Raw genomic sequence first — 12,936 nt, 5'->3', positions numbered from 1 at the left:
CAGGGAGATGGGGCTGCGCAATATGTCAATCAAAGCCTTCGGACACAGAAGGCAGTTTCTGAGCGAAGGAGAGCCTGGATGACAGAAAGTGACACCCTCAGCACACGGGACCTTGGGGATGGGATTGTTGAGCTGCAATTGGGCCGTGCTCCGGTCAATGCGCTGAGTGCAGAATTCCTGATGGAGTTTGCCGATCTGATCACTCGATTGGGCGATGATGATGCCGTGCGTGCAATTATTTTGACAAGCCCTTTCAAAGTGTTTTCCGCTGGACTTGACCTTAAGGAGGCTCAGGATTTTGACATTGAACAGCAGCATGCCATCGTCCGTGGGCTGAATGAGGGCTTTCTGGCGCTCTATGCCTGTCCCAAACCCGTGGTTGCATCTGTGAGCGGCGCAGCCATTGCTGGTGGGTTGTTCTTTGTGCTCGCCAGTGATCGCCGGGTTGCCATGACCAAATCCTCTTTTGGGCTTGCAGAAGTCCGCGTCGGGGCGGATTTCCCTGTCGGGCCGCTGGAGATCGCCAAGGCAACACTGGATTCCGATACCCAGCGCCGGTTGATGCTGACGGGACAGCCAATTGGCTCCATCGCGGCGCGCAACTTTGGCTTTATAGATATCATCGCAGAGGATCAGGAAGATCTGACGGCCTTTTCCTTGTCTGAGGCCCGTAAACTGGCTGAGCTGCCCTCGATTGCCTATGCCTCAATCAAACAGCAACTGCGCGGAGAGACCATCGCAAAGATCAAAACGGCATTGGGTGAGGGCGTGAACAGCCCCGAAGGTGGCTGGTTCAACAGCGAGACCAAGCCAGCAATGCAGCGCATGATCGATCAGGGATAGTCGGAAAACGACGCAAAGGGAGGGCAGGGGCAATGGATCAGACACGGCTTGAGAATTTAAAGAAATGGCAGCAACGCTATGTGGATCATAGAAAATATGCAGGTAGCTCACTGCTGATCAACCAGGGCGGAGTTGAGCAATATTTCCACGCAGCAGGTCGGCGGAACCTGGAAGAAAACCTCGACTTCACCCGCGATACCCTGGTCCGGATCTATTCCATGACCAAGCCTGTGACCTCGGTTGCGCTGATGATGCTGGCCGAAAAGGGCTTGTTTCACCTTGATGCACCGGTGTCCGATTTCATTCCTGAGTTCGGTGAAATGCAGGCTCTGGTTCCCGGTGCGACCTCGATCGAGCAAACCGAGCCTTCCCGCGCGCCAACACTGCATGAGTTGCTGACCCATACCTCTGGTTTGAGCTATCCATTCAATCCCGGTGTTCTGTCACAAGCGATGGATCGCGAACAGCTGATGTTCAAACCAAATCAGGGTGATCTGGGCAAGATGGTCGCCCATCTGGCCAGCTATCCTTTGGCCTTTCAACCAGGCAGCCGCTGGGAGTATTCAGTTAGCATTGATGTGCTTGGTCGGGTGGTTGAAGTTGTTTCTGGTCAAACACTTGCAGAGTTCTTTGAAACCGAAATCTTTCAGCCTTTGGGAATGACGGAAACCGGATTTCGGGTGCCGCGCCAGGCCGGTAACCGCTTTGCCTCACTTTACACGCCCCTGTCGGGGGACGCCATGGCGCTCAATTCCGCCCAAAAAGGTGGTGAAACACTGCGCCTGACGGATCTCTATGGCGGATCACCATTTGAGACCGCAGATATGATGTCGGGCGGCGGTGGTTTGGTTGGAACCATTGATGACTACATGCGTTTTACCGAGATGCTCCGTCAGCGCGGGCGTGGCAAGGATGGCTATATCATCGCACCCAAAACCCTTGATTTTATGATGCAAAACCACCTGCCCGGTGACATTGCCTCGATGGGACCGCAAAGCTTTGCTGAGCAGCCGATGGAGGGCATGGGCTTTGGCCTCGGTGGGGCTGTGGTGCTGGATCCAGCCCGTGCGCGTTGCCCGGGTTCCGTTGGTGATTTCAGCTGGGGTGGTATGGCCTCAACCTTCTTTTGGGTGGATCCGATCCTGGATCTTTCGGTTGTCTTTTTCACCCAGCTTTCCCCCTCCAGCTCGTATCCCGCACGGGCCGAACTCAAAGCCCTGGTGCATGGAGCACTTATGAAATGAACGAAAATCCGATCCTCTGGACCCCAACTGCAGAACGCGCAGAGGCCAGTCAACTGGCAGCCTACCAAAACTGGCTCAGGCAGACCAAAGGGCTGGAATTTGCCAGCTACAACGAGTTGTGGAGCTGGAGTACAACGGATCTGGAAGCCTTCTGGCAATCCATCTGTGACTATTTTGACCTCAAGTTTTCCGCCACAGCCAGCACTGTTTTGGCAGACCGCAAGATGCCCGGCGCAAAATGGTTCCCTGGCGCGCAGTTGAACTGGGCTGAAAATATTCTTTCCGGTCGGGGTGTTGATGAGGGAAATCAGGCTCTTATTGTGCATTCCGAAACCTTTGGTCGCTCAGAACTCAGCTGGGTTGAGCTCCGCGCCCAGGTCGCAAGCCTAGCGTCGCATCTACGGGATATGGGGATCGGGCAGGGCGACCGTGTGGCAGCTATCCTGCCCAATACCGAAAGCGCCATTATCGCCTGCCTTGCGGCGAGCAGCCTAGGCGCCATTTGGTCGCTTTGCGCGCCGGATATGGGCCATGTGGCAATTCTCGATCGGTTCCGGCAGATCAAACCTAAGGTGTTGATCTATCAAGACAGCTATCTGCATGGCGGCAAAGAAAACGGTCGACAAGATGAGATGGCTAAGGTTGTGGCGGGTTTGCCAAGCCTTGAACACCATATCTATGTCGCCACAAATGATCTGCCGGCCCCAACCGGGTCTGTGGCCTGGTCAGGCTTGCTGAACACTGCGGCAGAGCTGAGCTTCGCCCAGGTGGATTTTGATCATCCGCTGTGGATCGTCTACTCTTCTGGCACCACCGGCAACCCAAAGCCGATTGTGCATGGCCACGGTGGTATTTTGCTGGAAGGAAGCAAACAGTCGCTTCACCTTGATCTGGCTCCAGGCAGCCGATTTTGCTGGCTGACCTCCTCTGGCTGGGTGATGTGGAACCTGCAACTTGGCGCTTTGGGGCAGGGAGTCACGGTCATGCTTTATGATCGCGCCCCTAACTATCCGGATATGCTGGATATCTGGCGCCGCGTTGCCGATGAAAGGATGAGTTATTTTGGCGCGGGTGCCGCGTTTTTCACCGCCTGTGCCAAATCGGGCATCGAGCCCGGCGCCAATTTGGATCTGACTTCTCTGGTCTCCTTGGGTGCTACCGGATCGCCGATGACATCGGATGGATATGATTGGGTGTACCGTTCTGTCAGCGCTGATATCTGGCTGGCGCCCGTTTCTGGCGGCACCGATTTCTGCGGCGCCTTTGTCGGCGGCAATGTCATGTTGCCAGTCCGAGCTGGTGAAATGCAGGCCCGCGCCCTAGGCAATGCGGTCCGCGCCTTTGATCCCTTCGGCGCCGAGTTGACTGGCGAAGTCGGCGAATTGGTCTGCACTGAACCTTTGCCTTCTATGCCCTTGTTTTTCTGGGGAGATGAGGATGGATCGCGGCTGCGAGAAAGTTATTTTGAGACCTACCCAGGTATCTGGCGTCACGGTGATTGGATCTCCTTCACTGCCGAAGGTGGTTCAGTCATCTATGGTCGCTCGGATGCAACGATCAATCGACGTGGCCTGCGCCTAGGCTCATCGGAAATCTACCAAGCCGTCGAGGCCTTGCCCGAGATCCAGGACAGTCTGGTTGTGGACTTGGAGTTCCTCGGCAAAGACAGTTTCATGCCGCTCTTTGTGGTTCTGACGGAACCAGGAAGCCTGGACGAAGGGCTGAAAGATCAGATTAAATCCTCGATCCGTGAGTTTGTCTCCGCCCGTTTTGTACCGGATGAGATAATCGAAGTCGCCGAAATTCCGCGAACCCTCTCCGGCAAAAAGCTGGAAGTTCCGGTGAAAAAGCTGCTACTTGGAGGGGATCCTGCAAAGGTTGTGAACCGGGACTCGATGGTGAACTCTGACAGTTTTGATCTGTTCATTTCTTATGCCAATGACCGAAAACATTAGAAAGATCTGCTAAATGACTGACGCTGGGAGTGTTCTTCTCAATCTTCTCGACCTAGAAGAGCTCGATACCAATCTCTACCGCGGGATTGGATCGGGCGGAGAAACGCCCATGCGGATCTATGGCGGTCAGGTCATCGCGCAGGCCCTGACGGCAGCTTACGCCAGTGTGCCCGAACGGCTGTGCCATTCGCTGCATGCCTATTTCATCCGCCCCGGAGACCCCAGCAAGCCGGTCATCTACGAGGTTGATCCGGCCCGTGATGGCGGCAGTTTCACAACGCGCAGGGTTACTGCGATCCAAAATGGTCGCCAGATCCTGAACCTGGCGGCCTCATTCCATCATCAAGAAGAAGGCTGGGTGCACCAGCATGAGATGCCGGACGTTCCAGCGCCTGATGGACTTTTGTCGCGCGATGAGGTGCATCTGCAACATGCCCATCGCATAGCAGAAGAACACCGCGCGGAGTTCATCCGGCCGCGGCCCTTCGAGATCCGCGATATTGAGCCACGTGACCCTCTGAATCCTGATAAAACAAGTGATATCAATCATATGTGGATCAGAATGGAAGCAGCTAAAGCGGCAGGGCCGCAGCTACAGCATGTGTTGATGGCCTATGCCTCCGACTTTGGCTTGCTAGGCTCGGCACTGCGGCCGCACGGGCTTACCTGGTATAAGCCCGAAGCGATGACTGCCAGTCTGGATCATGCCATGTGGTTCCATGCTCCGGTGCAATTCGACCAATGGCATCTTTATACGATGGATTCTCCTTTTGGCGGCGGTGGCCGGGGCTTCAACCGCGGCTCCATCTACACGCAGGATGGTCAGTTGGTCGCCAGCGTCGCCCAAGAAGGCCTGATGCGTCCAATCACTGGATAACAGCGCAGTTGAGCAGCGGGTTTATTTACCGGAGAACTTATCCCGCAGCTTTTGCATGCCGGTGATCCAACGACCATAATTGGCGGCTTTGGCCTGCATGTAGTCTTTTACTTGTGGATGCGGCAAGACCAGGAACTCGTTGTTTTCGATTGCTTTCACGCAATAGTCGGCGACAAGATCAGGCTCCAGCATTCCATCGAGGCTGGCAACGCTATCCTCAAACCCACGGGTCATTTCAGAACGCACCGCCTGTGGACATAGAACGGAAACGCCAAGGCCCTGATCGCCATAGGTGATGGCCAACCATTCGGCAAAACCCACTGCGGCGTGTTTGGTAACACCATAAGGTGCCGCGCCAATCTGGTTTAACAAGCCAGCTGCTGAGGCGGTGTTGAGCATGTAGCCACCGCCACGCTCCATCATCAGCGGAACCAGATGGCGCGCCGCCCAAACATGGGACATCACATTGATATCCCAAATCTTTTGCCATTCCTCATTGGAGACTTCAAAACCACCCATGGTGAGAATGCCGGCATTGGAGCAAAACAGATCAATTGGTGCAATGCTGTTTTCGACAGTATCAATCAACGCCTTGATACTGTCTTCGCTACTGGCATCGAGATGTAGAGCAACACCGCAGATGTGGGCAGCCGTGATCTTTGCGCCATCCAGATCGATATCAGCGCAGATCACATGGGCGGCGCCCAGATCCGCAAACTTCTGCGCAAGTCCTTTGCCGATGCCATTTGCAGCGCCGGTCACAACTATGCAACTACCTTTGATGTTCATTTCTACCGCCTTGTCTCTGGTTTTGTTGGAGAAAGGCTACTGTGCTTTACAGGGGCTGCCAATCCTGGGTGACGGAACGGAACATTGTTTATTTACATAATACCAATTATAGGCGCTACCTGTCGCAAATAGTTTGTGGGGTTAAGACACCTCTTGTTCAGACGCTGGATCCTTGCTTAGCCTTTCGAAGGCGCAGTTTTGCGACAGAAAAACTTCACCGGTAAGCTCCTCCAGGAAATGGCTCCGCTTCAACCGATCCATCACCGGCCCTTTAACCTCGGACAGATGCAGATTGACGCCTAGGTCAGAGAGTTGATGGTTGATTGCCTCCAGCGACTCCAAGGCACTGAGGTCGATTTCATTCACTGCTGAACACATCAGAACCACATGGCGCAACTGCCCACTGCCGCGGTGCACACGGTCAAGGATCAAATCTTCCATGCGACGGGCATTGGCAAAATACAGGCTTTCGTCAATTCTGAGCGTCACCAGTGATGGATCGGTATGCACCTGATGGCGATCAATATTTCTAAAATGTTGGCTGCCTGGCACCTGCCCGACCTCGGCCACATGTGGGCGCGATGTCTTCCATAGGAACAAAGCGACTGAAGTGACCACCCCGGCGCCTACCCCAATCTCGACCCCGATCAGAAGTGTCAGAACCACGGTGACAAAAACAGCTGCAAAATCGGCCCGTGAATAGCGCCAGGCGGTTTTGAGGATGGTGAGATCAACAAGCGATAGAACGGCCACAATAATGGTGGCAGCCAATGTCGCTGTTGGAAGGAAATACAGATATGGAGTCAGGTAGATAGCGGCCAAAGTTATTCCAATTGCAGTCAACGCGCCTGCCGCTGGAGTGCGCGCTCCGGCGTCGAAATTCACCACCGATCTGGCAAAACCGCCGGTTACCGCATAGCCGCCGGACAGGCCCGAGGCAATATTTGCCGCGCCAAGAGCAGTAAGTTCTTGATTGGGATCAATCTTCTGACGACGTTTGGCTGCCAAAGTTTGAGCGACAGAAACACTTTCGACATAGCCGATAATGGTAATCAGCACTGCAGGCCCAATCAGCGCGGTCAACACCGTGCTGTTCAGCTGCGGCAGTCCCATGGGCGGTAATCCAGTTGGCACCGCACCAACAACCGACACGCCAAGGGCGGGAAGATCCCCCCCCCAAGACAGGGCAATGGTGCCAATCACCGCAAAGACTGGCCCGATGCGAACGATGGTGCCTGCCATCTGTTTGGACAGGCCAAATTTGGCCTGCAACAGGTCCGACAATCCAAGGCGCAACCAGAACAAAAACGCCAAAACTGCAAGACCAAGAGTCAGCGTCACTAAATTGACCTGTCCCAGCCCCTGCCCCAATGAACTGAGTATCTCCAGCAGGTTATGACCAGAGGCTTTGACACCCAGTATGTGCTTTACTTGGCTTACTGCAATCAACAGGCCCGAAGCAGTGATGAAGCCGGCAATGACAGGATGCGACAGCAGGTTTGCAACCACGCCCAGTTTCAGGGCGCCCATGACCACCAGCAGCACACCTGACATCAAGGCCAAGACCGCCGAGGCCGCCACATAATCCGCCAGGGTTTCCAGCCCCAATGTGGACAGCGCCGAGGCCGACATCAGGGAAACGACGGCCACCGGCCCGACCGCTAACACCCGTGAGGTGCCAAAGATGGCATAGGCCACCAAGGGAAGGATCGAGGCATAGAGCCCTACTTCTGCGGGAAGTCCTGCGAGCAAGGCATAGGCCAATGACTGGGGGATCAGCATGATTGTGACAATCACCGCTGCAGTCACATCACCGCCCAGGTCTTTTCGGCTATAGGTGGAACCCCAATTCAGGATTGGGAAAAGCTTGTTCCACTGCGTTTTTGTCAGGAGCGTTTTTGTCATCTCTGCTCTCACCCTTTCCACGCCTGAAAGACGTAAGAGGTTTACATATTCATTTATTTATATGTTATGAGGTGAGAGTAAACCCCCCAGTGTCGATCAAGATGAAAGAAAGCCCTTCACATCGCGCTCGTACCGGGTTAAATTATTGTAAATATGCGTTTTTAACCGAATGCTATGCTGGAATGAACGCTCAACTTTGCGCTTTTGGGCGCTTATTTGCGCAAATCCGTAGGGTGATTTGTGCAAGGTGCCATCGGGCTGGGGGTGCTTCGAGCTAGATCGGCTCGCCCCCTTTGCGTCAATGTGAAGGCGCCCTGCTCTTTTGGCCGCTTCAGACATGTTTGCAAAACCACAAGGTGGTTGTCAGCTTTCCAGATCTGACATTGCAAATTCTCCATGCTTACCTCTGGTTTGGTAAGGTATTGACCTCCTCACATTCCCGAAGGTCTCTAGCTGAAATCACGCTCAGGCGTCTATTTATTGGCCTCTTTGCAATTTCAGAGCCGGTTTGCAGGCAGATCCTTTGCAAGATAGTGATTAAGAGTTTTGTATCCCAAACCACAGTGCAGATGCAGCGAGCCGATAAGAAATGCTTTGCAAATCTATCGTGGTTGAGGGGAAAACTGAAGGAATTGCATTATTGCAGGCTCATATTGCGCAAGCGCAATACTTGAAAGGAAACGGGCGAAGGATGGCCTGCCACCCCTCGCCCGCAAATCAGAACCAAAACAACTTGGCCTTAACTTAAAGCATCTTCTTTACTTAGAAAAACGCCTGCAACCCAGTCTGCGCCCGACCCAGGATCAGCGCATGAACGTCATGGGTGCCCTCATAGGTGTTAACAGTTTCGAGGTTCACCATGTGGCGGATCACGTTGAATTCCAGGCTGATGCCATTGCCGCCGTGCATGTCGCGGGCATGGCGGGCGATCTCCAGCGCCTTGCCGCAGTTGTTGCGCTTGATGATCGAAATCATTTCAGGCGCGGCATTGGCCTCATCCATCAGGCGACCAACGCGCAACGAGGCCTGCAACCCAAGGGTGATTTCGGTCTGCATATTGGCGAGCTTCAGCTGGAACAACTGGGTGTTGGCCAGCGGGCGACCAAATTGCGTGCGGTCCAGACCATACTGGCGCGCCGCATGCCAGCAGGCTTCGGCCGCCCCCATCGCGCCCCAGCTGATGCCATAGCGGGCACGGTTCAAACAGCCAAACGGACCTTTCAGCCCCTGCACATGTGGCAGCAATGCTTCGTCAGCAACTTCGACACCATCCATGACGATCTCACCAGTGATCGAGGCCCGCAGGGAAGCCTTGTTCTGGATCTTCGGCGCCGAGAGGCCCTTCATGCCTTTTTCCAGCACAAATCCGCGGATTTTGCCACCATGCTCGTCAGATTTGGCCCAAACAACAAAGACATCCGCGATAGGCGCGTTGGAGATCCACATCTTTGAACCTGTCAGCTTATAGCCGGTGGCGGTCTTTTCGGCGCGGGTTTTCATGCCAGCCGGGTCGGAACCTGCGTCGGGTTCGGTCAGACCAAAGCAACCAATCCATTCGCCAGAGGCCAGTTTGGGCAGGTATTTCTTACGCTGCTCTTCGCTGCCATAGGCATAGATCGGGTACATCACCAGAGAGCTTTGCACCGACATCATCGACCGATAACCACTGTCGACGCGTTCTACCTCGCGGGCAACCAAACCATAGGAGACATAGCCGCCGCCCAAACCGCCGTATTCTTCGGGGATGGTGGTGCCCAGCAGGCCCATTTCACCCATTTCGCGGAAGATCGCGGGATCAGTTTCCTCATTTTCATAGGCTGCGGTGACCCGTGGCTGCAGCTTTTCCTGGGCATAGGCCCGTGCAGAAGCGGTGATCATCCGCTCATCTTCAGTCAGCTGGTCGTCCATACGCAGAGGATCTTCCCAGGTGAAGCCCCCCAGGTCGGGTGCATCTTTGGCGCGCAGGCTTGGCTTATCAGTCATCTGAAGATCCTCATGATTGGATATGTGCGTGTGTTGCTCAATGATTAACAGCTGATTTGGCGAAAAAATAGCGAGACTTTGGCACTAAAACATGAGTAAAACTCATACATGCAACATCCCCGGCGATTCCTCCCCTCGATCTCTGCGCTGCGCGCCCTGGAAGCTCTGGACCGTCTCGGCAGTGCCTCCGCTGCAGCCGAGGAGCTTAGCCTGACGCAGGGGGCAGTTAGTCGGCAATTACAATCCCTTGAGGCGCAGCTTGGGGTCTCTTTGGTGCAACGTGACCGCAAGAAACTGCATCTGTCCCCGGAGGCGGAGACCTATGCCCGTGAGATCCGCGAGGCGCTGGACAAGATCACCCAGTCAACATTGCGGGTGCAAGCTGCACCTCTGGCTGGAACGCTGAATCTGGCGATCCTGCCGGCCTTTGGCATGCGTTGGCTGATGCCGCGTCTGCCAGAGTTTGCCCGCCGCCACCCTGATATCACCATCAATATGACCACCCGATTGCAGGCTTTTAGCTTTGGCAGCGAACCCATTGATGCAGCGATACATTTTGGAAATTCAGACTGGCCTGGAACGGATTCTATGCTGTTGAAGAGCGAACAGCTTTTGCCGGTTTGCAGCCCAGATCTGGTTCCAGTTGGGACTTACATCCCGCCTCAGAAAATTTTGAAAATGCCGCTTTTACATATTCAAACCCGTCCCACCGCCTGGGTAGATTGGTTTGAACTCCATGGGGTTTCCACCAGTCCTGAGTCATTGGGGGGAACAATGTATGATCAATTCTCAACAATAACCCAGGCCGCCCTGCATGGTCTGGGGGTGGCCTTGATGCCAGATTATCTGGTGGAACAGGATATCGCCACCGGTCGTTTGACCGGGCTCCAGCCACAGGCAACCGAGGCCGCAGGGGCCTATTACCTGGTTTGGCCCAAGACCAAATCGCGTGATCCGGCGCTCACAAAGTTCCGACAGTGGCTGGAGGGACAAGCTCAGCCAGAAGACCCGCTGCCACGCTAGGTTAATCAGACACCGTTGGAGGATGAAAAAGAAACGGGCGCCCAATGGCGCCCATTTTTACTTTATCTTCAATCGATTATCCGGCACTTCTAGCCCAGTGCATAGCCCGCACCGCGGACCGTGCGAACCGGGTCAGCACCGCCAAACTGGGTGAGCGCCTTGCGCAAGCGGCCAATATGGACGTCAACCGTACGGGTGTCGACATAGATGTCACGCCCCCAGACCCGGTCCAGCAATTGCTCACGGCTCCAGACCCGCCCCGGTTTCTCCATAAAGGTGGAGAGCAGGCGAAACTCGGTTGGACCCAGTTTCAGGGACTGCTCGGACCGGCTGACCTTATGGGTTTCAGCGTCCAGAATGATGTCATCATATTCCAAGCGCACGCCAACAGTTGAAGGTCGCACCCGCCGCAGCTGCGTGCGCACCCGTGCCATCAGCTCGATCACCGAATAGGGTTTGACCACATAGTCATCCGCCCCGGTTTCCAGCCCGCGCACCTTGTCGACCTCTTCAGACCGGGCAGAAAGCATGATGATCGGAATGCCGCGTGTCTCGGGCCGTGTTTTGAGGCGACGGCAAACCTCGATCCCGCTCAAATTGGGCATCATCCAGTCCAGAACGATGATATCGGGCATGTCTTCTTCAACTAGCAGCAGGCCCTCTTCACCGTTTTCCGCCCGGATGACACGAAAGCCATCGGCTTCAAGATTATAGGCGAGCACTTCACGCTGGGCCAATTCATCTTCGATGATCAGAACTGTGGGCTGATCGGCAGTCATGGATCAGGTCTCCTCGATCGCAGTTGAGGTGGTATCGGCCTTGGGCCGATCATCCTCGGGGCGGCTGCCCGTCACCAGGTAGATCAGCTCCTCAGCGATCGAGGTCACGTGATCGCCCATGCGTTCAATGTTTTTTGCAATGAAATGCAAATGCATACAGGAGGTAATGTTACGCGGATCCTCCATCATATGGGTCAGGAATTCCCGAAACAGTGCATTGTACATCTGATCAACTTCGCGGTCGCGCAGGATCACATCTGCTGCCAGCTCAACATCGCGCTGAATGTAGGCATCCAATGCGTCCTTGAGCATCAGTTCGACTTCACGCGCCATCCTGCGCAATGCAGCTGAGCTGTCGGTACTGTCATGCCATTGGACCAGAACCCCGGTGCGTTTGGCGATGTTTTTCGAGTAGTCACCAATGCGCTCCAGATTGCCGGCGATTTTCATCACCGACAGCACCACGCGCAGATCGACGGCGGCGGGCGCACGCATTGCGATGACGCGGGCGGCTTCCTCGTTGATCAGCTCTTCCAGACCATCGATGGCCTGATCGCCGATGCGCACCTGCTGCGCCAGTTCTTCATCTCGGGTTTCCAGCGCCCGCGCAGAATCGACGATTGCAGCTTCGACCAACCCGCCCATCTTCATGATCTGGGCCTGGATGGCCTCGAGATCCCGATCAAAGGCTGAGGCAATATGTTGTTCTACCATGATATTTTCCTTTGCTCGCTTAACCGATACGGCCAGTGATATAGCTTTCGGTGCGGGGATCATCCGGGTTGGTGAAAATCTGACCTGTAGGGCCAAATTCCACCAGATTACCCAGATGGAAAAAGGCGGTTTTCTGGCTGACACGGGCGGCCTGTTGCATCGAATGGGTCACGATCACCACAGAGTAGTTCGCCCGCAGCTCGTCGATCAGCTCTTCCACCTGAGCCGTCGCAATCGGATCCAGCGCCGAGCAGGGCTCATCCATCAGCAAAACTTCGGGTTCGGTGGCAATGGCGCGGGCAATGCACAGACGTTGTTGTTGGCCACCGGACAGGCCGGTGCCCGGCGCATCCAGGCGATCCTTGACCTCGTCCCAGATCGCCGCGCGGCGCAGAGATTTCTCAACGATTTCATCCAGCTCTGCCTTGTTTCGCGACAAACCGTGGATCCGGGGACCGTAAGACACATTGTCGTAAATCGACTTGGGGAATGGGTTTGGCTTCTGGAACACCATGCCAACCTTGGCTCGCAGCTGCACCGGGTCGACGCGTTTGTCGTAAATGTCTTCGCCGTCCAGCAGAATGTCTCCGGTCACCCGACAGACATCAATCGTGTCGTTCATCCGGTTGATACAGCGCAGGAAAGTGGATTTGCCACAGCCCGACGGCCCAATAAAGGCCGTGACGGTGTTGGCGGCGATCTCGACATTCACGTCCTTGATGGCATGTGTATCGCCATAGTAGACATTGACATTGCGCGCGGAGATCTTGGTGGTCTCTGTGTCCAAGGTTTTATCCAACATATTCATAGTGTTCATTTCCTCA

Annotated in this window: 11 protein-coding genes; 5 read left to right on the top strand and 6 right to left on the bottom strand. The window is 55.0% G+C overall.

Going from position 1 to position 12,936, the window contains the following annotated elements:
- The first annotated feature begins 78 nt into the window (after positions 1 to 78).
- Genes ED661_RS09975 through ED661_RS09960 form a run of 4 tightly spaced genes read left to right on the top strand, consistent with a single transcriptional unit; the run spans position 79 to position 4,919 of the window.
- Entirely contained in the window at positions 79 to 843 is a 765-nt protein-coding gene (locus ED661_RS09975; protein WP_122073752.1) for an enoyl-CoA hydratase/isomerase family protein, read from the top strand.
- 32 nt (positions 844 to 875) lie between these two features.
- A complete protein-coding gene (locus tag ED661_RS09970; RefSeq protein WP_122073751.1) occupies positions 876 to 2,087 on the top strand; it encodes a serine hydrolase in 1,212 nt (403 codons plus the stop codon).
- Positions 2,084 to 4,042 carry an acetoacetate--CoA ligase gene (locus tag ED661_RS09965; protein ID WP_122073750.1) on the top strand — a complete coding sequence of 653 codons (1,959 nt, stop codon included), beginning with the start codon at positions 2,084 to 2,086 and terminating at the stop codon, positions 4,040 to 4,042. Before ED661_RS09970 ends, ED661_RS09965 begins: the two co-directional genes overlap by 4 nt.
- A gap of 13 nt (positions 4,043 to 4,055) precedes the next feature.
- Positions 4,056 to 4,919, top strand: a complete 864-nt coding sequence (locus ED661_RS09960; RefSeq protein ID WP_122073749.1) for an acyl-CoA thioesterase II — start codon at positions 4,056 to 4,058, stop codon at positions 4,917 to 4,919.
- Between the two features lie 21 nt (positions 4,920 to 4,940).
- On the opposite strand, the gene ED661_RS09955 is transcribed toward ED661_RS09960, so the two are convergent.
- From ED661_RS09955 to ED661_RS09945, 3 genes are all read right to left on the bottom strand, one after another.
- Entirely contained in the window at positions 4,941 to 5,708 is a 768-nt protein-coding gene (locus ED661_RS09955) for an SDR family oxidoreductase (protein ID WP_122073748.1), read from the bottom strand.
- A gap of 141 nt (positions 5,709 to 5,849) precedes the next feature.
- The gene (locus ED661_RS09950; RefSeq protein ID WP_122073747.1) at positions 5,850 to 7,613 is read right to left on the bottom strand and encodes a SulP family inorganic anion transporter; all 1,764 of its coding nucleotides are present in this window, start codon (positions 7,611 to 7,613) and stop codon (positions 5,850 to 5,852) included.
- A gap of 762 nt (positions 7,614 to 8,375) precedes the next feature.
- Positions 8,376 to 9,596: an acyl-CoA dehydrogenase gene (locus ED661_RS09945; protein WP_122073746.1), complete on the bottom strand. Its 1,221-nt coding sequence runs from the start codon at positions 9,594 to 9,596 to the stop codon at positions 8,376 to 8,378.
- A gap of 108 nt (positions 9,597 to 9,704) precedes the next feature.
- Here ED661_RS09945 and ED661_RS09940 point away from each other — a divergent pair, with 108 nt between their 5' ends.
- Complete coding sequence (locus tag ED661_RS09940; protein WP_122073745.1) at positions 9,705 to 10,619, top strand: LysR family transcriptional regulator; 915 nt, start codon at positions 9,705 to 9,707, stop codon at positions 10,617 to 10,619.
- A gap of 89 nt (positions 10,620 to 10,708) precedes the next feature.
- Here ED661_RS09940 and phoB read toward each other — a convergent pair whose 3' ends face one another.
- The 3 genes from phoB to pstB are packed head-to-tail and all read right to left on the bottom strand — an operon-like array spanning position 10,709 to position 12,929.
- Positions 10,709 to 11,398, bottom strand: a complete 690-nt coding sequence (gene phoB, locus ED661_RS09935) for a phosphate regulon transcriptional regulator PhoB (protein WP_122073744.1) — start codon at positions 11,396 to 11,398, stop codon at positions 10,709 to 10,711.
- 3 nt (positions 11,399 to 11,401) lie between these two features.
- Positions 11,402 to 12,112 carry a phosphate signaling complex protein PhoU gene (gene phoU, locus ED661_RS09930; RefSeq protein WP_122073743.1) on the bottom strand — a complete coding sequence of 237 codons (711 nt, stop codon included), beginning with the start codon at positions 12,110 to 12,112 and terminating at the stop codon, positions 11,402 to 11,404.
- Between the two features lie 19 nt (positions 12,113 to 12,131).
- The gene (pstB, locus tag ED661_RS09925) at positions 12,132 to 12,929 is read right to left on the bottom strand and encodes a phosphate ABC transporter ATP-binding protein PstB (RefSeq protein ID WP_122073742.1); all 798 of its coding nucleotides are present in this window, start codon (positions 12,927 to 12,929) and stop codon (positions 12,132 to 12,134) included.
- Positions 12,930 to 12,936 lie beyond the last annotated feature (7 nt).

The organism is Pseudophaeobacter sp. EL27, from assembly GCF_900313025.1.
Lineage (GTDB): Bacteria > Pseudomonadota > Alphaproteobacteria > Rhodobacterales > Rhodobacteraceae > Pseudophaeobacter.
Note: the sequence above shows the minus strand (reverse complement) of the source record. Positions and strands in the feature narration are given on the sequence as shown.